General features: G+C 68.9%; 22 protein-coding genes. 7 read left to right on the forward strand and 15 right to left on the reverse strand.

Annotated elements, in window-relative coordinates:
• The first annotated feature begins 42 nt into the window (after nt 1–42).
• Entirely contained in the window at nt 43–1,443 is a 1,401-nt protein-coding gene (gene murC, locus ACIQ1T_RS02860; protein ID WP_395942983.1) for a UDP-N-acetylmuramate--L-alanine ligase, read from the forward strand.
• Here murC and ACIQ1T_RS02865 read toward each other — a convergent pair.
• A complete protein-coding gene (locus ACIQ1T_RS02865; RefSeq protein WP_395942985.1) occupies nt 1,440–2,324 on the reverse strand; it encodes a LysR family transcriptional regulator in 885 nt (294 codons plus the stop codon). The two genes, murC and ACIQ1T_RS02865, sit on opposite strands and share 4 nt — an antisense overlap.
• Nucleotides 2,325–2,442: 118 nt before the next feature.
• On the opposite strand from ACIQ1T_RS02865, the gene ACIQ1T_RS02870 reads away from it, so the two are divergent.
• Complete coding sequence (locus ACIQ1T_RS02870; RefSeq protein ID WP_395942986.1) at nt 2,443–2,841, forward strand: heme-binding protein; 399 nt, start codon at nt 2,443–2,445, stop codon at nt 2,839–2,841.
• Nucleotides 2,842–2,893: 52 nt separating this feature from the next.
• Complete coding sequence (locus ACIQ1T_RS02875; RefSeq protein ID WP_395942987.1) at nt 2,894–3,706, forward strand: SDR family oxidoreductase; 813 nt, start codon at nt 2,894–2,896, stop codon at nt 3,704–3,706.
• A 61-nt stretch (nt 3,707–3,767) separates the two neighbouring features.
• On the opposite strand, the gene ACIQ1T_RS02880 is transcribed toward ACIQ1T_RS02875, so the two are convergent.
• On the reverse strand, nt 3,768–4,340 hold the full coding sequence (locus tag ACIQ1T_RS02880) for a DUF308 domain-containing protein (protein ID WP_395942988.1): 573 nt from the start codon (nt 4,338–4,340) through the stop codon (nt 3,768–3,770).
• A gap of 202 nt (nt 4,341–4,542) precedes the next feature.
• Here ACIQ1T_RS02880 and ACIQ1T_RS02885 point away from each other — a divergent pair, with 202 nt between their 5' ends.
• Nucleotides 4,543–4,938: a MarR family winged helix-turn-helix transcriptional regulator gene (locus ACIQ1T_RS02885; RefSeq protein WP_395943112.1), complete on the forward strand. Its 396-nt coding sequence runs from the start codon at nt 4,543–4,545 to the stop codon at nt 4,936–4,938.
• Here ACIQ1T_RS02885 and ACIQ1T_RS02890 read toward each other — a convergent pair.
• The 13 genes from ACIQ1T_RS02890 to ACIQ1T_RS02950 all read right to left on the reverse strand — a co-directional run bounded on the left by ACIQ1T_RS02890 (nt 4,935) and on the right by ACIQ1T_RS02950 (nt 20,643).
• Complete coding sequence (locus tag ACIQ1T_RS02890) at nt 4,935–6,296, reverse strand: sulfite reductase subunit alpha (RefSeq protein ID WP_395942989.1); 1,362 nt, start codon at nt 6,294–6,296, stop codon at nt 4,935–4,937. The two genes, ACIQ1T_RS02885 and ACIQ1T_RS02890, sit on opposite strands and share 4 nt — an antisense overlap.
• A complete protein-coding gene (locus ACIQ1T_RS02895) occupies nt 6,293–7,402 on the reverse strand; it encodes an FAD:protein FMN transferase (RefSeq protein WP_395942990.1) in 1,110 nt (369 codons plus the stop codon). Before ACIQ1T_RS02895 ends, ACIQ1T_RS02890 begins: the two co-directional genes overlap by 4 nt.
• Before the next feature lie 9 nt (nt 7,403–7,411).
• Nucleotides 7,412–8,212 carry a DUF4198 domain-containing protein gene (locus tag ACIQ1T_RS02900; RefSeq protein ID WP_395942991.1) on the reverse strand — a complete coding sequence of 267 codons (801 nt, stop codon included), beginning with the start codon at nt 8,210–8,212 and terminating at the stop codon, nt 7,412–7,414.
• An 11-nt stretch (nt 8,213–8,223) separates the two neighbouring features.
• Nucleotides 8,224–8,733, reverse strand: coding sequence for a DUF2271 domain-containing protein (locus ACIQ1T_RS02905; protein WP_395942993.1), 510 nt, complete (start codon nt 8,731–8,733; stop codon nt 8,224–8,226).
• Between the two features lie 23 nt (nt 8,734–8,756).
• A complete protein-coding gene (locus ACIQ1T_RS02910) occupies nt 8,757–9,437 on the reverse strand; it encodes a PepSY-associated TM helix domain-containing protein (protein WP_395942995.1) in 681 nt (226 codons plus the stop codon).
• A 126-nt stretch (nt 9,438–9,563) separates the two neighbouring features.
• On the reverse strand, nt 9,564–11,600 hold the full coding sequence (locus tag ACIQ1T_RS02915; RefSeq protein ID WP_395942996.1) for a TonB-dependent receptor: 2,037 nt from the start codon (nt 11,598–11,600) through the stop codon (nt 9,564–9,566).
• A 73-nt stretch (nt 11,601–11,673) separates the two neighbouring features.
• Nucleotides 11,674–12,360 carry a Fe2+-dependent dioxygenase gene (locus ACIQ1T_RS02920; protein WP_395942998.1) on the reverse strand — a complete coding sequence of 229 codons (687 nt, stop codon included), beginning with the start codon at nt 12,358–12,360 and terminating at the stop codon, nt 11,674–11,676.
• 75 nt (nt 12,361–12,435) lie between these two features.
• Nucleotides 12,436–14,805 carry a TonB-dependent receptor gene (locus ACIQ1T_RS02925; RefSeq protein WP_395942999.1) on the reverse strand — a complete coding sequence of 790 codons (2,370 nt, stop codon included), beginning with the start codon at nt 14,803–14,805 and terminating at the stop codon, nt 12,436–12,438.
• A gap of 186 nt (nt 14,806–14,991) precedes the next feature.
• On the reverse strand, nt 14,992–15,777 hold the full coding sequence (locus ACIQ1T_RS02930) for a peptidase (RefSeq protein ID WP_395943001.1): 786 nt from the start codon (nt 15,775–15,777) through the stop codon (nt 14,992–14,994).
• Nucleotides 15,778–15,841: 64 nt separating this feature from the next.
• Nucleotides 15,842–16,681: a transglutaminase N-terminal domain-containing protein gene (locus ACIQ1T_RS02935; protein WP_395943003.1), complete on the reverse strand. Its 840-nt coding sequence runs from the start codon at nt 16,679–16,681 to the stop codon at nt 15,842–15,844.
• A 3-nt stretch (nt 16,682–16,684) separates the two neighbouring features.
• Nucleotides 16,685–17,623, reverse strand: a complete 939-nt coding sequence (locus tag ACIQ1T_RS02940; RefSeq protein ID WP_395943005.1) for an alpha-E domain-containing protein — start codon at nt 17,621–17,623, stop codon at nt 16,685–16,687.
• Between the two features lie 132 nt (nt 17,624–17,755).
• A complete protein-coding gene (locus ACIQ1T_RS02945; RefSeq protein ID WP_395943007.1) occupies nt 17,756–19,177 on the reverse strand; it encodes a circularly permuted type 2 ATP-grasp protein in 1,422 nt (473 codons plus the stop codon).
• A 257-nt stretch (nt 19,178–19,434) separates the two neighbouring features.
• Nucleotides 19,435–20,643 carry an NAD(P)/FAD-dependent oxidoreductase gene (locus ACIQ1T_RS02950; protein WP_395943009.1) on the reverse strand — a complete coding sequence of 403 codons (1,209 nt, stop codon included), beginning with the start codon at nt 20,641–20,643 and terminating at the stop codon, nt 19,435–19,437.
• 143 nt (nt 20,644–20,786) lie between these two features.
• Here ACIQ1T_RS02950 and ACIQ1T_RS02955 point away from each other — a divergent pair, with 143 nt between their 5' ends.
• From ACIQ1T_RS02955 to hisD, 3 genes are read left to right on the forward strand one after another with little or no spacing between them, the layout of a single operon-like run.
• Entirely contained in the window at nt 20,787–21,107 is a 321-nt protein-coding gene (locus ACIQ1T_RS02955; RefSeq protein ID WP_395943011.1) for a YerC/YecD family TrpR-related protein, read from the forward strand.
• A 10-nt stretch (nt 21,108–21,117) separates the two neighbouring features.
• The gene (gene hisG / locus ACIQ1T_RS02960) at nt 21,118–21,999 is read left to right on the forward strand and encodes an ATP phosphoribosyltransferase (RefSeq protein WP_395943012.1); all 882 of its coding nucleotides are present in this window, start codon (nt 21,118–21,120) and stop codon (nt 21,997–21,999) included.
• A complete protein-coding gene (gene hisD, locus ACIQ1T_RS02965) occupies nt 21,999–23,318 on the forward strand; it encodes a histidinol dehydrogenase (protein ID WP_395943014.1) in 1,320 nt (439 codons plus the stop codon). The genes hisG and hisD overlap by 1 nt, the downstream gene beginning before the upstream one ends.
• Nucleotides 23,319–23,403: the final 85 nt, after the last annotated feature.

A 23,403-nucleotide genomic window follows, 5' to 3' on the forward strand; every position in this document is an offset into this window, starting at 1 on the left:
ACGCGCGCCGCCGTCGGGCGCGACGGCCCTTCCTATCGCACCATGACCGACAGCGCCTCCTACTTCTTCTGCGGCATCGGCGGATCCGGCATGCTGCCCCTGGCCATGATCGTCCAGGCGCGCGGCGTCGCCATCGAGGGCTCGGACCGCGCCCTGGACCAGGGCCGCACGCCCGAGAAGTTCGACTGGCTGCGCGCTCACGGCGTGACCCTGCACCCCCAGGACGGCTCGGGCGTCACCCGCGCCGACCAGACGGTGATCGCCACCGGCGCCGTCGAGGACACGGTGCCGGACATCGGCGCAGCCAAACGCGTCGGGGCGACCATCAAGACCCGGCCCCAACTGCTCAGCGAGATCTTCAACGCCGCCCCGACCTCGGTCGGCGTCGCCGGCACCAGCGGCAAGTCCACCATCACCGGCATGATCGCCTGGATCCTGCACCAGACAGGCCGCGCGCCCACCGTCATGAACGGCGCCGTGATGAAGAATTTCGCCGACGCCGACCACCCCTTCGCCAGCGCCCTGATCGGCGGCCCCGACCTGTTCGTGGCCGAGGTGGACGAGAGCGACGGCTCCATCGCCCGCTATGACCCGACCGTCGCCGTGGTCTCCAACATCTCGCTGGACCACAAGTCGATGGAGGAACTGCGCGACCTGTTCGGCGGCTTCACCGCCCGCGCCACGACGGCCATCCTGAACCTCGACAATCCCGAGACGGCGGCGCTGGCCCAGACCCTGCCCGCAGGAAAAGCCATCACCTTCGCCCTGGGCGAGGAAAAGGCCGACCTGTCCGCCCACGATCTGCAGCCCCTGCCGACCGGGATGAAGTTCCGCCTGATCGACGGCTGGACCGAATACGACGCCGTGCTGAACGTGCCCGGCGCCCACAATGTCGCCAACGCCCTGGCGGCGCTCGGCGCGGTCAAGGTCCTGGGCGTGCCTACGGCTGAGGCGGTCAGGGCGCTGGAAGGCTTCGCCGGCATCCGCCGCCGGATGGAGGTGGTCGGGACCGCGAACGGTATCACGGTCATCGACGACTTCGCCCATAACCCGGACAAGATCGCCGCGACGCTGAAGACCCTGCACGCCTTCGACGGCCGGCTGCTGATCCTGTTCCAGCCGCACGGCTTCGGCCCCCTCAAGCTGATGAAGTCCGAATTCATTCAGGGTTTCGCCGGCCTGATGCGCGAGAACGACGTCCTGCTGATGCCCGAGCCCGTCTATTACGGCGGCACCACCGACCGCAGCGTCGGCTCCGAGGACATCGCCTCGGGCGTCCGCGCCGCCGGTCGCACGGCCGAGGCCCTGCCCACCCGCGCCGACTGCGGCGACCGGATCGTCGAGATCGCCCGGCCCGGCGACCGGATCATCGTCATGGGCGCCCGCGACGACACCCTGTCCAGCTTCGCGGCGGAGTTGCTGGAACGGCTGGCGGCGCGCTAGGCCCGCATCGCCTCTATCACCGCGCGCAGCCCGGCCGAGATGTATTTCCGGGTCGGATAATAGAGGTAGAGCCAGTCCTCGGGCGCGCACCAGCTGTCCAGACAACGGATCAACCGGCCGTCCCGGACATGGGCCTCGGCCCGGTCTTCCCAGACATAGGCCAGACCGACGCCGTCCAGCGCAGCGCGCAGCAGCAGGTCGTGGTCGTCCGACGACACCGGCCCCGTCGGCTGGAACTCCACCGTCCGCCCGTCCTTGGTGAACTCCCACGGATAGCGCACGCCCGAGGGGTAGAGGTTCTGCAGACAGACATGGCCCTGCAGATCGGCGGGGATTCGCGGAATGGGCCGGCGGGTGAAATAGGCGGGCGCCCCGACCACGGCGAACCTCAGCCGAGGATTGATCTTCACCGCCGTCATGCCGTCGCGCAGGCTCTCGCCCAGACGAATGCCCGCGTCGAACCCCTCTTCCACTATGTCCACCAGCCGGTCCGTGGTGACGATCTCCAGCTCCAGACGGGGATTGGCCTTGATCACCGCGCCCAGGAACGGCCCCAGCACGAAGGGGGCGATGGAGCTGGGCGCATTGATCCGCACCTTGCCGAAGGGGGTGTCGCGAAACTGGTTCAGGCCGTCCATGGCCAGGCCGATATCGCCGAAGGCCGGCGACACCCGCGCCAGCAGCATGGCCCCGGCGTCGGTCAGGGACACGCTGCGCGTCGTCCGGTTCAGCAATCGGATGCCGACCCGCGCCTCCAGATTGCTGACGGCGTGGCTGACAGCCGAGGCGGTGACGCCCCTCTCCTCGCCCGCGCGCCGAAAACTCCTGTGCCGGGCCACGGCATCGAAGGCCGCCAGTTCAGACAGGTCCGTCGTGCGCATTGATAAATCTGACTCAGCATTGATCGGAATATTCCTGATCTAATCCTTATCGCTCGAAAAGCGCAAACCTCCTCTCGAAGCCGAGCGGCCCCTCGCCGGATCAGACAGGAGAAGGACCATGATCACACTACCCCAGGCCCAGACGATCCTCGCCGCAGCCGAGGCCAAGGCGACCGAAATCGGCGTCCAGGCCCAGATCGCCGTGCTGGACGCCGGCGCCCATCTCAAGGGCTTCATCGGCATGGACGGCGCCGTGCTCGGCTCGATCGACGTGGCCCTGGGCAAGGCCCGGACCTCGGTCCTGTTCGGCATCACCAGCGAGGCCGTCTGGGACTACTGCAAGCCCGGCGCCCCGGCCCCCGGCCTGGAGCTGAGCAATGGCGGGCTGATGACCTTCCCCGGCGGCGCGCCCCTGACCCTCGACGGAGCGCTGATCGGCGCGGTCGGCGTGTCCGGCGGCAGCCCGGCTCAGGACGCCCGGATCGCCGCGGCCGCCGCCGCCGCCCTCGCCCACTGACTTCCAACCACCACCACCAACCCAACCCAACCCAACCCAAAGGACCAAGACCATGACCACCGCAAAGAAGACCATCCTGATCACCGGCGCCGGTTCCGGCTTCGCCGAGGCCGCCGCCATCGGCATGGCCCAGGCCGGCCACGACGTCATCGCCACCGTGCAGTTCTCGCCCCACGTCACCCCCCTGCGTGAAAAGGCCAAGGCCCTGGGCCTGCCGAACCTGCGGGTCGAGAAGCTGGACCTGTTCGACGCCCACGACGTCGCCTACGCCCTGACCTGGGACTTCGACATCCTCTGGAACAACGCCGGCGTCGGCGAGGCCGGCCCGGTGTTCGAAATCCCGCTGGACCTGGTTCGCCGCAACTACGAGGTCAATGTCTTCCTGCCGCTGGACCTGACCCAGAAGGTGGTCCGCAAATGGATCGACGCCGGGGTGAAGGGCAAGGTGGTCTTCACCTCCTCGATGGGCGGCCTGTTCACCCCGGCCAACTGGGGCGTCTATGTCTCGACGAAGCACGCGCTGGAATCGGTGGCCGAGGCCATGCAACTGGAACTGGCCGCCCACGGCATCAAGGTCCAGACCATCAACCCCGGCGCCTTCTACACCGGCTATAACGAGACCATGGCCGACACGCCGTTCCGCTGGCTGGACGATACGAAGAACATCACCCAGCGCGCCGCCCTGCGCGCCGAGTTCGACGGCTTCCTGTCGGCCCCGGACGGCCATCTGGACGCCCAGGAAATGATCGACCGGATGATCGAGATCGTCCCCGCCGACACCGGCAAGTTCCGCAACGTGGTGCCCCAGGCGACCGAGGACATGCTGAAGGCGCACCAGATCACGGCCTGGGACAACCGGATCTGATCTCGGCTCGCCCCGACGACGGCCGCCGTTCGCAAGAGCGGCGGCCGTTTCGTCTTTCGGGTCAGGCCCGACGCGACGGCGTCCTGAAGGTCAGCCACAGGCCCGAAACCAGGAAGTAGAAGGCGCCGAAGCCCGCGTAGCCCGCGACGGAGGTGATCGACAGCGGCATAGGCTTGGTCGCCATCAGGACGAAGAAGACCCCGGCCAGAACCGACTGGCCGCCGCTCAGCACCATGGCCCATTGCGCCCCATAGGTCCGCCACCGCCGCACGCCGGTCAGAAGCTGCAGCAGGCCGGCCAGAACCGCCCAGACGCCGAAGACGCCGATCGCCGCATTGACGCTGACGGCCAGGCCGCCGAGCATGCCCAGCGCCGTGGCGACGCTGACCGCCGCATTCACCGTCTGGGTGCGATTGGCGCGGTATCCGCCGTTGGCCCTGGCGTCGAGCAGGTTCGCCAGCGCGTCCCAGGCCGGATAGACGACCAGCAGCACGGCCCCGATCAGCGGATTGGACGCTCCCGCGGTGAAGGCGGCGGCGACCCAGACGAAGGCGACGGCCGCTCTCAGGAAATAATAGTTCCGAAGCGCGGCGTTCGGATTGCGCGCATCGATGACGGAGGAGGCGGAAGACATGATCGATCCTTATATATGATGCGACATTATATGTCGCGACATCTATTTGGTAGACGATGGCCGGCGCGTTTGCCAGAAATATCTGTCGTGACATAGAATGTCCGACCGTCACCCTTTCCGGACACCGATCTTGACGTCTCCCGCCGCCGCCTATGTCCCGACCCTGGACGACCAGCTCTGCTTCTCGCTCTACGGCGCCAGCATGGCGATCAACCGGGCCTACAAGCCGCTGCTCGACAGGCTCGGCATCACCTATCCGCAATATCTGGTGCTGAGCGCCCTGTGGGAGTATGACGACCTGAGCGTCGGCGCGATCGCGGAGCGGCTGGGGCTCGATTCCAGCAACGTCACCCCCCTGGTCAAACGCATGGAGGGCGCCGGCCTGGTCGTCCGGCAGCGCAATCCGTCGGACGAGCGTCAGGTGGTGGTCAGTCTGACGGCCGACGGCGCGGCCATGAAGACACGCAGCGCCTGTCTGGGACAACGTCTGTTCGAAGCGGCCGGAATGAGCGTCGAAAACCTCGTCCAGCTCAACAAGGCCGTGCAGACGTTCAGGGATTCCGTCTCGCGCTTTTCGCCGACCGAGCCGACGCCCTAATAGACGTCGCGCCGATACCGGCCGTCCTCGAGCATCTCCAGCACGCGCTCGGCGCCCAGAGCCGCCTCCAGCGCCGCATGAACGCCCGAGGCCATGCCCTCCAGACTGCCGCAGACATGGAGGGTCGCGCCGCGGTCGATCCAGTCCCGCAGCTCGTCGCTCGCCCCGGCGACCAGATCCTGCACATAGCGGCCGTCGCCCGGATCACGCGAGAACGACCGGTCCAGACGTTTCAGCACGCCCGTCGCCAGCCCGGCCTGAAGCTCCGTATCGAAGAAGGCGTCGTGGGCGCGGGTCCGTTCGCCGAACAGCAGCCAGGCCCCGCCGCCTGTCGCCGTCCGCGCCTTCAGATGAGCGCGCAGGCCGGCGATCCCCGTGCCGTTGCCGATCAGGATCATCGGCGTCTCGTCCGCTGGACCGTGGAAGCTGCGGTTCGTCCGGACCCGCATCCCGATCTCGCCGCCGATCTCCAGGTCTTGCGTCAGCCAGCCCGAGGCCAGGCCCGGCGAGCCGTCGGCGTGGCGCATCAGACGGATCAGGAACTCGACCCGCCCGTCCGACGGCAGGGAGGCGATGGAATACTCCCGCGCGCCCGGCGTGACGCCGTCGCGTTCGGGCAGGCCGACCTCGGCGATGTCGCCCGCCGACCAGTCGGAGACGTGCCCGACCGGCTGGAACGCCAGATGCCAGGCCTCGCCGCCGGGACTGCCCGGATTGACCAGGGTCCGCTCGACCAGCCGCCAGGGCTCATAGGCCGGCGGGGTCCAGTCGGGGGCGGAGACGCTGCCGGTGATCTGGTTCAGCTGATGCTGCCAGTGGCGGACGGTCCCGGCCTCGCCGTCGTCGACCTCGACCGTGTCGAACAGGGGCTCGGCGCCCGACCGCCTCAGCCAGCCGTCGACCGCATGGCCGAAGCCGCAGAACTGGTCGTAGCTGCGGTCGCCCAGGGCCAGCAGGCCGAAGCGCAGGGTCGACAGATCCGCCGCCTCGCCCATGAGCTTGCGCACGAAGCGCGCTGCGCCGTCGGGCGGATCGCCTTCGCCGGTCGTCGAGACGATCAGCAGGGCCCGGCCCGCCGCCTTCAATGTCGCCACATCCAGATCGGCGAAGGACAGGACCCGCGCACCGACACCGCCGTCACCAAGAGCTTTGGCCGTCATCCAGGCCAGTTCCTCGGCGAAGCCCGTCTGGCTGGCGTAGGCGACCAGAATGGCCTCCCCCTCCCCGGCCAATGCGTCGGACCGCGCCCGCGCCGCCGCCTTCGCCCGACGCCCGCGCCAGACGATGACGCCGACCAGGACCAGCCACAGGGCGACCGCCCCCGCGGCCCACAGCCAACGCGTCGGATCGCCTGTCACTCGCTCCCCTCGGTTGGGGCCTCATCCATCATGGCCGTGAAGGCCGGGGTCATCCGCTCGACCGGTCCGCGTTCGGTGCGCTCGACGAAATGGGCCGCCAACCCCATGGCCTCGGCGTAGTCCGGCCCCTCGAACGGCCCCATGATCGTCAGGGCGGTGGCGTAGGCGTCGGCCTTCATGGCCGAGGCGTGCAGCACCGTCACCGAGGCCAGGGCGTTGGCCACGGGCGCGCCGGTCGAGCCGTCCAGCGTATGCGGATAGAGCCGCCCCTTGTGTTCGAAGGCGCGGCGGTAATCGCCGCTGGTGGCCACGGCCAGATCGAACAGGGCCGCCACGGTGCGCGGCGCGGGACTGCCCTCGATCCGTTCGATCTCGACCCACCAGGGCTGGGCGTCCGGCTTGACGCCGCGCCCCTTCAGCTCGCCGCCGATCTCGATCAGGTGCGAGGTCGCGCCCAGGGCCGTCAGCCGGTCCGACACCCGGTCCACCGCATGACCCTTGGCGATGCCGGAGAAGTCCAGCCTCATGCCGCCCATCTGCATCAGGCCACGCGCCTCGCGATTCATCCGCAGCTTCCGCCAGCCCGACACCTTCAGCGCCGCCTCGATCTCGTCCTGCGACGGCACGGGCAGCAGGGCCGGGCGCGGTCCCGGCGGACCGAAGCCCCACAGGTCGACCAGGGCGCCCAGGGTCGGATCGACCGCCCCGTTCGTCTCGTCGCCCAGGTCCATGGCGGCGTCCAGCAGATCCCAGAAGGGCTGCGACACCGCCCACATCCCCTCGGGCGCGGCGTTGAAGCGGCTGATCTCGCTGGACGGCGTCCACGGGCTGAACACGGCGACCACGGCCGCCAGCTCCTGCTCGATGGCCGCCTGGACCGCAGATTCCTCCAGACCGCGCGGGCCGATCACCCGCGCGCTCCAGGTCGTGCCCATGGTCTCGCCGCCCAGCGACCAGATCACACCGCTGGGCGGACGCGGCGGCGCGCCCTCCATGGCCGGGATCAGCACCCGGTTATCGGCCCGGTCCGCAAGCGGGACCGGGTCGCCGAAATTGACCGTGGGCGGGGCGGCGCGGGATCCGCGCGAGAAGGGCGTGTCAGACATGCCCTTCGCTTAGGGCAGGACTTCCACGACCGCCACATAGGAGGCGTTCGACGCCGGCTGATCGCCCTGGGCGTCGGCGCGCACCGAGGCGTTCAGCCAGTACATGCCGGCTTCCGGCCAGGTGACCGAGAAGACGCCGTCGGCGCCGGTCTTGACCGTCGATTCCTCGGGATTGTCGCGATAGCGCAGGCCGCCGCGCGCGACGGTGACCTCCAGATCCGCCGCCGGCTGGCCGTCCTTCAGCAGTTTGAAGCTGGCCGCCTCGCCCGCCACCAGATCGTTCGGGTGGGTCACCGGCACCAGCTCCAGACCTTCGTTGGTCGGGGCGAAGACGGTGTCGGTCGGGTTGTTCAGGGTGACGAAGGTCTCGATCCGGCTGGCGGTCTTGGTCGCCCGCACGTCGGTCGCGCCCGCCGGAATGGCCGACGGGAAGTCCGCCGCCGCGCCGCGCCAGCGCTTCTGTTCGCCGTTCAGGGTGTAGCTGGCCATGAAGCCGCCCATGACATTGGCGACCTTGTAGGTGCCGTTCTGCGTCAGGTGGGCGTCAAAGGTCGAGCGGTACTGGCCCTGCATGGCGTGCTCGGGCTGAACGGCCGAACCGTCCGGCGCCGTGATGGTCAGACCCGTCATCCGCATGGCGGCGTGGTCGGGGTTGAAGACCTGGTTCGACATGCCGGCGTCGAAGCCGACCCAGGCGTCCGTGCCCGACAGGGTGGTGGCGGTCGGCGCCATCCAGGCGCGGTGGGCCTGGGCGGCCATCGGCGCGGCGAGAGCAGCGGTCAGGGTCAGCAGGGCGGCGAGCTTCTTCATGGGTCTGTTCCTTAGCGAGAGACGGCGACGCGCACGGCGCCCAGTTCGGTGGAGCCGGTTCCGGCGCCGGTGTTGGCCGCGCCCCAGCGGAAGGGCACGCGCACCGTCTCGCGACCGCCCAGTTCGCGGGCCGCCTCGACGACGATATTGTACTGTCCCGGCTGCAGGCCGCGCAGGCGGGCGGCGGGGATGGTGATCGTCTGACGCCCCGGCGCGCGGGTGGCGCCGGAGACGCCGTCGGCCGGCAGGCTCATGGCCCGGCCGCCCTTGCGCCACCAGGTGCGCAGATCCTTCAGCCAGTCCTTGCCGTCACCCTCGTTGTTGCGGGTCTGCTGATACCAGACCGCCAGGGTCTGGACCGCCGTCTGGTCGGGCTGCTCGATCCACACGGCGACATAGGGCCGGTGATAGGAGGCGGTGTTCAGGCGCGGCAGATCGACCGAGACGGTCAGGTCGGCGGCCATGGCCGGGGCGGCGGCCGCGAGGCCGACCGTGGTGACGACGATGGGAAGAAGGCGCATCCGGCAGCTCTCGTGGGTTCGGGTCAGTGAATGAAGATCAGGGCGATGACGACGGGGATCAGCAGGCCCAGGGCGGCCAGCGGCCAGGTCGAGGGCCGGCCCTTGGCGTGCAGCCACATCAGGCCCAGCCCCGTCAGGGCGAAGATGGTGCAGGCCACGGCGAAGACGTCGATGAACCAGAACCAGACCTTGCCGGCGTTGCGGCCCTTGTGCAGGTCGTTGAGGTAGGCGATCCAGCCACGCGTCGTCTTCTCGTGCAGGGTTTCCCCCGTTGAACGGTCGATGGTCACCCATCCGTCGCCGCCGGGCGTGGCCAGGGCGACGTAGATTTCATCGGCCGTGGTCTCGGTGGGCTTGCCGGCGATCTCGGCCTTCAGCGCCTCGGCCGACCAGCGCGCCACGGCGTCCGGAACCGGATCCGTCGTCTCCTCGGGAAAGGCGGCCAGCCGCGCCAGCAGGGGCGCCGGCAGGGTCGCCGTCTGTTCGACCGTCACCGGCTCGGCCGGGATCGAGGCTGCGTGGTTCAGGGTGATCCCGGTCACCGCGAACAGGATCATCCCGACCAGGCTGACCGCCGCCGAGATCCAGTGCCACGAGTGGAGTTGTTTCAGCCAGAAGGAGCGCGCGCCGTTCAGCGCCGCCTTGGGCTTCTTCGCTCCCTTGGCGGCGGTTTCGGCCTGGCGCTGTGCGGCGAGTTCGGTCACGGCGTGGCTGTGCCACTGTTGCGAACCGTTTTCAATAGCAGCCTGTGCGACGAAATCGCCGCATCACCGAACGGCGGTCACGATCCCGCGACCGCCGCCCTCGCCCAGACGCCGGCGGGCCGGGCCTCAGTAGCTGAATCGCAGGCCGGCGCGCAGGGTGCGCGGCGGGCCGTAGCCGGCGACGCCCAGTCCGGTCTCGGACACCTCGACCTCTTCGTCGAAGGCGTTGTCCACTGCGGCGTACAGCATCACCCCCTGACGCGCCGCCCATTCGGCGCGGGCGTCCAGGGTCACGGCGGCGTCCAGCGAGCGGCTGTTCAGATCATCGTCGAACCGCGCCGATTCATAGCGCGCCGCCACGCCCAGGGTCAGCCGGTCGGTCGCCCGCCAGTCCACGCCGGCCGTCGCGCTCCATTCCGGCGCCTGGGCCGGACGCAGGCCGGTCAGTTGCGGCGCGGCCGTGCCGCCGTCCACCTCGGCGTCGGTCCAGGACAGGGCGGCGTTCAGCGACAGGGCCTCGGTCGCCTGGACCGAGCCGTTCAGCTCCACGCCCCAGGCCTCGATGGTCCCGGCGTTCTGGCGCTGGCGCAGCACGCCCCCGGCCGGCACGAAGCCCGCGCGGGGGAAGGTCGCCGGCCCCTCGCCGATCGTGACATTGACGATGGCGTCCTCGATCTCGTTCCAGAAGACGGTCGCGCCCCAGGCGATCCCGTCCCGGTCGAAGGCCAGGCCGGTCTCGATCCCGCGCAGGGTCTCGGGCTCCAGGGCCGCATTGGCCTCGGTGATGTCGTCCCCGACCCGGAAGGGCCGGTGCAGTTCGTTCAGGGTCGCCGGCCGGAAGCCGGAATAGGCCGCGGCCCGCCAGGCGTAGCCCTCGCCCAGCAGCGACCCCAGGTCGCGACGGACCGCCAGGCGCGCGCTGACCACGTCGCCCGACCGGTCGGGATCGGTCTCGTCCAGCGTCACCACGCCGGTCGCCAGCGTATGTTCACGACGGAAGCCCGCCTCGTTGCTCCAGTGGTCGGTGCGCAGGCCGCCCGCGACCAGCCACGGCCCCTGGGTCCAGGAGGCGTCGACATAGGCGCCATAGACCGCCGTCTCGCCGCCGGCCTCGCGACCGCGCGGCGTGAAGGCCAGGCCGAAGAATTCGTTGGTCTCGCCCTCGTTGAAGCGGCCGTCGGCGCCGATCTCCCACTGCAGGCGGCCGCCGCCGATGTCCTGGGCGCCCCGCCGCAGGGCCGCGTTCAGACCCCAGCCCGTCGCCGGGGTGCGGTACTGGTTATTGACCAGGGTCGTGCCGACCCGCCCGTCCTGGACCGAGGCCGAACTATTGGCCAGATTGCTGTCGATCCGCCAGGCCTGCAGCCGCCAGCCGTAACCGCCGTCGACCGGCGCCTTGGCCAGGGTGGCGCTCAGCGCATGGCCGCTGGCGTTGGCGCGGGTCTGGGCCAGGCCCGACCCTCGATCCTCTTCCCAGGTCGAGGCGCGCAGCGACAGGGTCGCATCCCCGATCGGCGCATCGGCCCGCAGGGCGGCGGCGCGCGTATCCAGGTCCAGCGGCGTATCGGCCGCACCGGCTGCGGCGCCGCGCACCGGCGTATAGCCGTCGCTGACCTCGTACAGGCCCGAGGCGGTCAGCCGCACCGGCCCGACCAGGGTCGAGGCCGAACCGGCGATCCGCGCCCCGCCCCGTTCAGCGACCGAGGCGTCCAGCACCCCGCCCGACGCCCGCTCGCGCAGCTGGATCGTCCCGGTCAGGGCGCCGGCGCCGTAAGGCCCCGCCCCGGCGCCGCGAATGATGTCGACGCCTTCCAGGCTCTCGGTCGTCGCCTGGGACCAGATCACCCAGCCCCCGAACGGATCGTTCAGCGGCACGCCGTCCAAGGTCACCAGGGCCCGCCCCGCGCCCGACGGCGCGATGGCCCGCAGCGAGATGCCCTGGGTCGTCGGATTGGCCGCCAGACTGGAGGTGCGCCGGAACAGGGACACAGCCGGCACGGTCCGCAGGGCCTCGTCCAGGCGGGTGGACCGCTCCAGCACCTGCTGGTCGAGCCGCACCACCGAGAAGGCGGCGTCCGCAGCGGCGGGCGGCAGACGGGCGGCCGTGACCACGACGTCGGACAACTGAGCGGGCGGAGCGGGGGGAAGGGCGTCTTGCAACATCGAGCGTTACAATAGGAAGCGAAGCCGTCGGGTTCACCCCCTGGGCGTTAAAAGACCGATGGTGATCCCCAGGTCACACTTCCGACCAGCGCCGCAGCAGGTTGTGATAGACGCCGGTCAGTTCGATCACCGCCTGATCCTTCGCCCCCTTCTCGCGCGCTACCCGCTGCGTCGCCACGTCGAGGCGGAACAGCATCTCGCGGTCGCCGTCGTCGCGGATCAGGCTCTGCATCCACATGAAGGACGACACCCGCGCCCCGCGTGTCACCGGGGTCACGCTGTGCAGGCTCTTGGACGGGTACAGGACGAGATCCCCGGCCGGCAGCTTGACCGACTGGGGGCCGTACATCTCCTCAATGATCAGTTCGCCGCCGTCGTATTCGTCCGGCTCCGCCAGGAACAGAGTCGCGGAGAGGTCGCTCCGTATACGGATCGATCCACCCCCACGCTGTTGGCGTATGGCGTTATCGACGTGCAGACCGAACTCCCCTCCTCCCTCGTAGCGGTTGAAAAGAGGCGGAAAGATCGTGTGCGGCAGGGCGGCGGCGACGAACATCGGGTTGGCGTTCAGCGCCTGGACCACCAGGGCCGAGACCTCCTTCGCCACGTCCGAGTCCTCGGGCAGTTGCAGGTTCCGCTTGGCGGTCGCCGACTGGTGGCCCGAGGTGACATTGCCGTCGGTCCAGGGACCGGCGTCCAGCCGTTCGCGCAGGGCCTTCACTTCGGCCTTGGAGAAGACTTCGGGGATCTGCAGCAGCACGGCGGGACTCGCTCAAAACAAAGACGGCCCCGCCGGAAGGACGGGGCCGCCAGAATAGGCCGGGATCAGGGGCCTTTAGAAGCGCATGTTCAGCGCCAGGATGGCCTGACGCGCCGGAGCGACGTCGGCGTGGTGAACCCCGTTGGTGCGGATGATGTATTCCTCGTCCGCCAGGTTCTTCACATTCAGCTGCAGGCTGGCGCGGTCGGTCAGCTCGTAAGAGGCGAAGGCGTCCACACGAGTCCATTCCGGCGAATAAACTCGGTTGCCGCCGCCGCCGGCGCCGCCCTGGTTTCCGCCGAAGCTGTCGGAGACATAATAGACGCCGCCGCCCAGGGTCAGTTTGCGCGTGACCCGATAGGTGCTGAACAGGCTGACGGTGTTTTCCGGCGTATTGGCCAGAGGGTCGCCGACATTGACGCTGTTGTAGGCGCCCTTGACCAGTTCGGAGTCCATGTAGGTGTAGCCGCCGAAAATCGTCCAGGCCGGAGTGATATTGCCTGAGACGCCCAGTTCGAGCCCCTTCACTTCGACTTCGCCGACCTGCTCATACACATCCGGCGCCGCGACCAGGACCGCCGCATTCTTGCGCGTGGTCTGGAACAGGGCCGCCGAAAGAGCCAGTCTGTCGTGGAAGACGTTGGCCTTGGCGCCCAGTTCGAAGCTCTCGGTGTCTTCCGGCTCCAGAACCTGGCCATTCAGCGAGCCGGTACCCGTTCCGCCCGAGGCGTTCTGGTCGCCCGCCGCGATGGTCGGCGGCGTCGAGGACGTGGCCCATGAGGCGTAGATGCTGCTGTTCGCCGTCGGCTTGAACACCAGACCGACCTGATAGTTGGTGAACTCCCAGGTCCGCTTCGGCACGACGACATAACCCGGCGTCGTGGCCGTCTGCGGATTGATCGTCCACACGCCGTTCAACTGAGTGGCGGTCACGTTCAGGCCTTCGACCGAATACTGGTCCCAGCGCACGCCCAGATTCAGGATCAGACGTTCGGTCAGGGTGATGCTGTCGTTGGCGTAGACGCCGATGGTCTCGGTCGTGTTCGAGCTGGCGGGGCCGCGATTGATCACCCCGGTCCAGGCGTCGTCCGGATCCGGATTGAACACTTGGGTGCAGTCGCCGGCGCCGAGCGCGCCCGTCGCCGTCGGGCGAGATCCGTTCACGGTCGTCAGGCCCGTGGGGCACTCCGAGCCGGACGTGGTGTAGGTCGAATAGGTCGCGTTGCGGTTCCGCTCTCGCGTCAATTCCACGCCGACGTCATAGCTGTGCTTGATCGATCCCGTGGCGAACTGACCGTACAGGTCGGTGACGTTCGCCAGGGTCGTGACCGGGTTCCAGCGCGTCTTGGTGCCGCGCTTCATCCAGTAGGTTCCGTCGGCCGCCAGACCGACATAGCCGCCGTCGCCAGGATTGGTGACGATATAGTCGTTCAGCGTCTCGGAGTAGCGGCTGACGTTGCGGATGGTCGCGGCGGCGCTGAGCCGGTGCTCGGCCTTGAAGGTGAAGGCGTCCACCTCGTTGGTCAGATAGTCGCGATCCTTCAGCCCGTAGAAGCTGTCGTAGGGCACGTCCAGAATCCCGCTCTCCGTGCGCGGACGGACCGGAGCGGTCGAGGTGGTCGCCGGGACCAGCTTGGTGAACAGCGGAATGCCGTAATCCGGCATCTGGTCGCTGGTCAGATGGTAGTAGCTGAATACCATCGACGAGGGCGTTCCCAGACCGGCGCCCAGGCTGATCGCCGCGCCCCATTTGTCGTAATCCACCGCGTCGCGACCCGGCACGTCGCCCTGGGCGCCCATCAGGTTGATCCGCAGACCGGCCGTGCCGCCCAGCGGCATGTTCGAGTCGATCGTGCCGCGCAGATAGCCGTCGGTGCCGACGCCGGCGCCGACATTGGTGAACTGGCGCAGTTGCGGCTGTTTGGAGCCCAGATTGATGCTGCCGCCGCCCGAGCCGCGGCCGGAATAGACGGCGTCCGGTCCCTTGATGACCTCGACCTGTTCCAGGTTGAAGACCTCGCGCTGCTGGCCGCCGGTGTCGCGCACGCCGTCGACGAAGACGTTGTTGCCCGACGACTGACCGCGAATGAACGGACGGTCGGCCAGGGGCTGGCCGCCCTCGCCGGCGCCGAAGGTGATGCCCGGCGAATTCATCAGCAGATCCTGCAGCGACGAGGCCGAGGTCTGTTCGATGATCCGTTGCGGAATAACCGTAACCGCGCGCGGCGTGTCGACCAGCGGCGCGACGAACTCGGGACTGGCCGGCTGGGCTTTTCGAACCTGCCCGTTGACGTCGATCGTGCCCAGGTTGGCCGCCTGCGAATCCTGCGGCGCGGTGGCGATCACACCGTCATCGGCGGCGAAGGCCGGGGCGGCGACCAGCATACCGGCGGCGCTGGAGGCGAACAGAAGCGAACGGAGCGCGGCGGCGCGGGATTCGGACATTTTAATGCGACCTTTTGGCCTGATTTTGCGATGCGCTCGCAATAAACAGCTTCACTTTGTCGCACAAGCGAAATTGCGACCAAGTCGCAACAATTGCCTAAATCCAGCCCTGAAGGGACGCCCGTCGCGGCGGGCGCGACGAACGGACGCGGGATTGAAGGCTTGGCGGCGCAACCGCCGACGTCGTCAGCCCACGACGCTCATCGTCCGCGCAGCCGGCGCCGGGTTCAGGTCCAGCCAGGTCGGATCGGGCATGGCCTTGTGTGCGGCGGCCAGGGCCTCGGACCATTGACGACCCAGGTCGCGGAAATAGGGATCGTCGGCGTCGATGCGGCGCTCCATCCCGGTCAACCCGTCACGCGGAATGACGATCAGGTCCAGCGGCGGCCCGACCGCGATATTCGATCGAATGGTCGAGTCGAACGAGATCAGCCCCAGCTTCACCGCCTCGGACAGGGGCGTCGAGGTGTGCAGCGCCCGGTCCAGGATCGGTTTGCCGTATTTCAGCTCGCCGATCTGCAGATAGGGGGTGTCCGGCCCGCATTCGATGAAATTGCCCTGACCGTAGACCAGGTACAGGCCCAGTTTCCCGCCGCCGATCTGGCCGCCCAGCAGCATGGAGGCGTTGACGTTCAGGGCGTCTGCGGTCGGCGAGGCCGGGGTGTTGATGGTCGCCCGCACCATGGCCATGGCGTGACCCAGGATCTGGGCGGCGCGGAACAGGGTCGGCGCGGTCTCCAGCGTCTCGGGCCCGGTCGAGTCCGGCAGCTTGACCCCTTCGGCCACCATGGCCAGGGCCGTCTGGGTCACCGACAGGTTCCCCGCCGTCGCCACCGCCAGGACCCGCTCGCCCGCCGTCTTGAAGATGTGCAGCTTGCGGTAGGACGAGATGTTGTCCACGCCCGCATTGGTGCGGGTGTCGGCGATCATCGCCAACCCCTCGTCCACCAGCATGCCTACGCAATAGGTCACGTCGCTCTAACCGCTCCTCGCGTTGCGAATCGACTGACGCTAGCAGATTCCTGCGTCATGGCGATCAGGACCATCCCTTGGTTTGGTGTTGCTGCTGGCTCTGTTGCACCGGCCGCACATGCAGGGAGACCGTCAGGCTCTCCATACCGCCACCATAGCTTGTGCCCCGGATCGGCGTGGCGCCCAGGGCGTCCAGACCCACCGCCACCCGCACATAGTTCTCGGTCGGGGAGATGCCGTTGGCCGCATCGAACCCGACCCAGCCCAGCCCCTCGATCCAGGCCTCGGCCCAGGCGTGGGCGGCGTCCTGGTCGTGCTGGCCGTCCGACCGGCTCAGATGGCCCGAGACGTAGCGGGCCGGCACGCCCGCCTTGCGCGCGCAGGCGATGAAGATCTGGGCGTGGTCCTGACAGACGCCGCGCCGGATGGCGAAGGCCTCGGCCGCCGTATGGGTGGCGGAGGTGGCCCCGACCTCGAAGGCCACGTCGCCGTGGATCGCCCCCATCAGCCGGTGCATCCGCTCCAGGTCGCCGCCCTCGCCCGCCCGGCCGGCGAACGCGACCAGGGCCGGATCGGCCTGGGTCAGCCGCGTCTCGCGCAGATAGACGCCGGGCTGCAGCCGCTCAGCCTGTCCCCGGATCACCCCGCCGGTGTCGACCGTCGTGACCTCGCCGGTCACCCGGATGGTCAGGGCGTCGGTCGGCCGTTCGGTATAGAGGCTGTGGACGATATTGCCGAAGGCGTCCTCGCCGCGCCGCAGCCGCGCGTCGACATCGGTCTCGATCCGCCATTCGCGCACCTGCTGGCTCTCGCACGACTGGGGCGTCAGCCGCAGCATCTGCACGATGAAGCGCGCCGGGCGGGCGTAGGCGTAACGGGTGGAGTGGTCGATCCGGATCCGCATGGTTCAGACCAGATACTGTTCGTGGATGGCGCCGGCCAGGGCGTTGTTCTCGTTCAGGAAGCCCTGGATGTATTCATGCAGGCCGGACTGGAAGATGTCCTCGATCTTGGCCGCGTTGAACTGGGTCAGGCGATTGGACGCCAGCCGCTGGGCCGGACCGCGCCGGCCATAGTCGGCGGCCAGCTTCTCCAGATAGGAGACGATCATCCCCTGGCACGAGGCCAGGGAGCGCGGCATCTGCCGGTTCAGCACCAGCAGGTCCGCCACCAGCCAGGGCCGCACGGACTCGCGATAGACCCAGCGATAGGCGGTCAGGGCCGAGACCTCGCGCAACAGGGTCGTCCACTGGAAATAGTCCAGCTGCCCCCCCACCCGTTCACCGGGCGGCAGCAGCAGGTGATATTTGACGTCCAGCAGGCGGGCGGTGTTGTCGGCCCGTTCGATCGCCATCCCCAGCCGCAGGAACCAGTAGGCGTCGTTACGTAGCATGGTCCGCGACGAGGCGCCCTCCACCGCCAGGGACGTCGATTTCACGAAGTCGAGGAAGTTGGTGAAATCATCCCGCCTGGTCGGCTCGCCCAGTTCGTTCAAGCCGTTCCAGGCGCCGTTGATCGCCTCCCACAACTCGATGGTCAGGGCGGTCCGCACCGAGCGGGCGTTGGTCCGCGCCTTGGTGATACAGGCCTTGATCGAGGTCGAATTGTCCGGCCCGAAGGCCAGATACTCGCGCACCGACTTCTCGGACGGGGTCCGGCCCGAGGCGTCGAAGGCGCCCTTGACCCCCGACGAGGCGATGGCCCCCGCCCAGGCGGTGACGGCGGCTTGGTCCTTGGCCGGCAAGGCGGCGAGACGGATGGCCGCCTCGAGAATCCGCGCGAGGAAGTCCGCCCGCTCCATGTAGCGGCCGGTCCAGTAGAGGCTGTCTGCTGTGCGCGAGAGCATTATTCCTCCCCCATCGGGGGAGGGGGACCGCCCGCAGGGTGGAGGGGGCTGAACGCACACAGGGTGTCCGGGGCCAGCCCCCTCCACCGCTTCGCGGCCCCCCTCCCCCGACGGGGGAGGATTTTCGTCAGATCAAACATCCAGCACCCAGGTATCCTTGGTTCCGCCGCCCTGGCTGGAGTTGACCACCAGCGAGCCCTCCTTCAGCGCCACCCGCGTCAGGCCGCCGGGCGCGACCCGCACTCCCGCCGGACTGGACAGGACGAAGGGCCGCAGATCGACGTGACGCGGCGACAGGTCGCCGGCGTTCAGGGTCGGGGCGGTCGACAGGCTCAGCGTCGGCTGGGCGATGAAGTCGTCGGGATCGGCGATCAGCTTGGCGCGGAAGGCCTCGATCTCGGCCTTGGTCGAGGTCGGCCCGACCAGCATCCCATAGCCGCCGGATCCCCCGACCTCCTTGACGACCAGTTCCGGCAGCTTGTCCAGAACCTCCTTCAGGGCGTCGGCCTCGCGACAGCGCCAGGTAGGCACATTCTTCAGAATGGCGTCCTCGCCGGTGAAGAAGCGGATGATCTCGGGCATATAGGTATAGACGGCCTTGTCGTCGGCCACCCCCGTCCCGACCGCATTGGCCAGGGTCACCCGCCCGGCGAAATAGGCCGACATCAGCCCCGGCACCCCGACCGCCGAATCCGGCATGAAGGTCAGGGGGTCGATGAAGTCGTCGTCGATGCGGCGATAGATGACGTCGACGCGCTTCGGCCCCTCAGTCGTGCGCATATAGACGGTGTCGTCATTGACGAAGAGATCGCCCCCCTCGACCAGTTCGACCCCCAGCTTGTCGGCCAGGAAACTGTGCTCGTAATAGGCCGAGTTGAACGGACCGGGCGTCAGCACCACGATGGTCGGGTCTTCGCCCGCCCCCGAGGGCGCCGAGGCCTGCAGCGAGCGCAGCAGCATGTCGGTATAGATCTCGACCGGCCGCACGGCATGTTCCGCGAACAGGTCGGGGAACAGCCGCATCATCATCTCGCGGTTCTCCAGCATATAGGAGACCCCCGACGGGGTGCGGACATTGTCCTCCAGCACATAGAAGCCGTCCTCGCCCGTGCGGACCAGGTCGACCCCGGCGATATGGCACCAGACGTCGCCCGGCGGCCGACGCCCCTGCATCTCGGGCCGATAGTGCGGATTGGTCAGGATCAGGTCGGCCGGCACGATCCCGGCCTTGATACAGTGCTGCGGGCCGTAGATGTCCTTCAGGAAGGCGTTGATGGCGGTGACCCGCTGCTTCAGTCCCCGCTCCAGTCCGGACCATTCGTTCGCGCCGATGATGCGCGGCACCACGTCGAAGGGGATCAGGCGTTCGTTGGATTCCTCGTCGCCATAGACGGCGAAGGTCACCCCCATGCGGCGGAAGAACAGCTCGGCCTGACGCGACCGCGCCTGCAACAGGTCGGGCGGGGCGTTTTCCAGCCACGCCGCCAGCGTCCTGTAGCTGTCGCGGATCGTTCCTGACCCGCCGCCCGACATTTCATCGAAAGCCTTCGTCATCCGCCCCCGCCGCGAAGAGAAACCACAGAGTGAGGTCGTCACAACGGAAAGCGCAACAGTTTTGTTGCACTGCGGCGACAAGGTTCGCGCGACGCTTCTCCCTCCCCCTGTGGGGGGAGGGTGGCTGAGCCGCAGGCGAAGCCGGGTGGGGGCGGCAAGGCGATATGTCTCACGTCAGGCAGATGCGGCCTTGCCGGCCGCCCCCACCCGGTCGCTGCGCGACCACCCTCCCCGAACGGGGAGGGAAAAGGCAGGCATCACCCCGCCGCGACAGCCTTCATCGACACGGTGGTATCCGCCAGCTTGGCCGCATCCACCGGCGTCGCCCTGGCGATCAGCTGTTTGCCGCCCATGAACTCCGGCGGTGCATTGACCGCCTCGACACAGACCACCCGGTCGCCGTTCAGATGGAAGACCGCAAAGCCCCCGGTCTCCGGATCGCCGCGCACCACCTGACGGTCGGCGCCGAACGGCAGGCCCGCGATCTGCAGCTTGTACTCGTACTGGTCCGACCAGAACCACGGCGCCTCGGGCGCCGGCCCCGCCCGACCGACGATGGCGGCGGCGGCCTGTTTCGCCTGTTCCAGCGCATTGGGCACGCTCTCCAGCCGGTGATGCACGCCGCCGTGGACCGGTATCGGCCGCCGCGTCATGTCGCCGACGGCGAAGATGGCCGGATCGCTGGTCCGCGCCTGATCGTCCACCACCACCCCGTCGTCGCAGCGCAGGCCCGCCGACCGCGCCAGCCCCTCGCAGGCCAGGGCGCCGACCCCGACCAGAACCGCATCGGCACGGACCACCGATCCGTCCGCCAGGGTCACGCCGTCCGGCGCGACCGCGACCACCTCGGCCCCGGTCAGGATCTCGACCCCGCGCGCCCTGTGCTGGGCCGTGAAGAAGGCCGACAAGGTCTCCGACGCCACCCGCGCCAGCACGCGCGGCGCCCGTTCGATCACCACCGCCTCTGCGCCCAGGGCCCGCGCGGACGCCGCCGCCTCCAGCCCCACATAGCCGCCGCCGACAACCGCCAGCCGCTTGCCGGGCCCCAATACGGCCTTCAACCGCTCGGCGTCCTTCAGCGTCCGCAGTTCCAGCAGGTCGGGATGATCGCCGCCCGGCACGGGCAGTTTCCGCGCCGTCGATCCGGTCGCCAGCACCAGAACGTCATAGGTTTCGGACGATCCGTCGTGGAAGGCGACCGTCTTCGCCTCCGGGTCCACCGACACGGCGACGGTCGACGGCCGGAAGTCGATCCCCTGTTCCTGATAGAAGCTCAACGGCCGCAGCAGCAGCCCGTCCAGATCCGCCTCGCCCTTCAACCAAGCCTTGGACAGGGGCGGCCGCTGATAGGGCGGCGCATCCTCCTCGCCCGCCAGCACGACAGGGCCTTCATGCCCATACTGCCGCAGAAAGGCCGCGACGGAGCCGCCGGCGTGGCCGGCGCCGATGATGAGAACCTTGGTCATGGGGGTGATTTAGAGCGGCGAGCGGCGAGTGGCGAGTGGCGAGTGGCGAGCACGAGACGGATGCTCAAATTCCCTCGCCACTCATCACTCGCCACTGAACTGCCCCTTGACCGTTCCATCGTTACAGCATAGTGGAACGCGCCATGACCGACCCCATCTCCCGCAAGGCCGTGAACAAGGCCGCCGACGACCGGCTCGCGCTGTATGACGCGGTGCTGGCGCTGGAGACGCGCGAGGAGGTCGACGCCTTTCTGGCCGATCTCTGCACTCCCGCCGAACTACGCGCCTTCGCCGAGCGTTGGGCCGTCGCCCGGCTGCTGGATCAACGCCTGCAGTCCTATCGCGAGATCGCGCAGGAGGCCGGGGCCAGCCCGACCACCGTCGTCCGCGTCGCGCGGTTCCTGAAAGACATGGACAACAACGGCTACCGGCTCGTGCTGGACCGCCTGAAGAACAAGAACTGAGTATCCGAACATGAGCACCGTCCAGGGCCGGCTTCGCATCGCCGTCCAGAAATCCGGCCGTCTGGCCGACCGCAGCCTCGACCTGATCCGCGACGCGGGTCTGAAATGGGTCAAGGGCCACAACGACCTGCTGTACCGGGTCGAAAACTATCCGATCGACCTGCTGCGCGTCCGCGACGACGACATCCCGACCTTCGTCGCGGACGGCGTCTGCGACCTGGGCATCGTCGGCGAGAACGTGCTGGAGGAGGGCCGCAACGGCGGTCCCAACGCCTCGGTGATCATGCCCCTGGGCTTCGGCCGCTGCACCCTGAAGATCGCCACCCCCCCGACCCTGGCCTATGAGGGCCCGGCCTCGCTGGACGGTCTGCGGATCGCCACCTCCTATCCCAAGATCCTGCGCCGCTTCCTCGACGACAACGGGGTCAAGGCCGACATCGTCGTCATGCGCGGCGCCGTCGAGGTCGCCCCCCGGCTGAAGCTGGCCGCCGCCATCTGCGACCTGGTCTCGACCGGCGCGACGCTGGAGGCCAACGGCCTGGGCGCCAAGGACACGGTGCTGGAAAGCCAGGCCGTCCTGATCCAGTCCCCGGTCGCGCCCGAACCCGGCCTGCAACACCTGCTGGACAGCATCATCGAGCGCATGTCCGGCGTGGTCTCCTCGCAGGGCGCCAAATACGTCATGCTGAACGCCCCGCGTTCGGCCCTGGACCAGATCACCGCCATCCTGCCCGGCGCCGGCTCGCCGACCGTCATGCCCCTGATGGGTCGCGACGACGCGGTCGCCGTCCACGCCGTCTGCCAGGAGGCCGTCTTCTGGGAGACCCTGGAGAAGCTGAAGGCCGCCGGCGCCTCGGCCATCCTGGTCCTGCCCATCGAGAAGATGATGTGATGACCACCGCCTTCAAACGCATCGACTGGTCGTCCCTCGACGCCGCCGGGAAAAGGGCCGCCCTGGCCCGCCCGGCCCAGCGCACGGCCGGCGACGTGACCGAGGTGGTCCGCACCATCCTCGACGACGTGCGCGCACGTGGCGGCGCGGCCGTGACCGACTGGTGCCTGAAGCTGGACAAGGCGCCCCCCCGCCGCATCGCCATCACCCCCGGCGCGGTCGCCGAGGCCCGCAACGCCCTGCCCCCCGGCGACGCCCGCGCCCTGCGCATGGCCGCCGAGAACGTCCGCGTCTTCCACCAGGCCACCCGGCCGGAAGACAGCCCCTTCGTCGAGACCACGCCCGGCGTCCGCTCGAAACTGGCCTGGCGTCCGATCGCCTCGGCCGGCCTCTACATCCCCGGCGGCACCGCGCCCCTGTTCTCCTCCCTGCTGATGCTGGCCATTCCGGCCGAGGTCGCGGGCGTGGGCGAACGGATCGCCGTCACCCCGCCGAACAAGGAGGGCGGCGTCCACCCCGCCATGATCCTGGCCGCCGCCGAGGCGGGGCTGGACGCGATCTGGCTGATGGGCGGGGCCCAGGCCATCGCCGCCCTGACCTTCGGCGTCGAGCTGGAGGACGGGACCATTCCCGCCTGCGACAAGCTGTTCGGCCCCGGCAACGCCTATGTGGCCGAGGCCAAGAAACAGGCCTCCGCCCTGCCCGGCGGCCCCGCCGTCGACATGCCCGCCGGCCCGTCCGAACTGATGGTCATCGTCGACCGCGACGCCGCCCCCGAGATCGCCGCCGCCGACCTGCTGAGCCAGGCCGAACACGATGCGGACGCCCAGGTCATCCTGGTCTCCACCAGCCGCGCCACCATCGACTACATCCTGTCGGAGGTGGAGGTTCAGGTCGCGACCCTGCCCCGCGAAGCCATCGCCCGCGCCTCGTTGCAGGAAGCCCGCGCCATCCTGGTCCGCGATCTGGACGCCGCCTGCGAGGTGGCCAACCTCTACGGCCCCGAACACCTGGCGCTTCAGGTCGACGACCCCGAGCCCCTGGTCGATTCGATCAGGGCCGCCGGCGCCGTCTTCGTCGGCCGGTTCGCCGCCGAGACCCTGGGCGACTACGCCGCCGGCCCCAGCCACGTCCTGCCGACCGACGGCGGCGCCCGCACCCTGGGCGGCGTCACCACCGCCAGCTTCATGACCACCATGTCGGTGCAGCTGGTGACCGAGGCCGGCGCCCGCGCGCTTGCCCCCATCGCCGCCCGCCTGGCCCGGATGGAGGGCCTCGAAGCCCACGCCCGCGCAGCGGATCTGAGGGCAGACGCATGAGGTTCACCCAAGGTGTTCCAGTGAAAAGTGCTAGTGCTGGTGAGCGGATGCGGGATCGAGCCGGTCCCAGCTCACTAGCACGAGC

Source organism: Brevundimonas sp., assembly GCF_044336875.1.
GTDB lineage: Bacteria > Pseudomonadota > Alphaproteobacteria > Caulobacterales > Caulobacteraceae > Brevundimonas.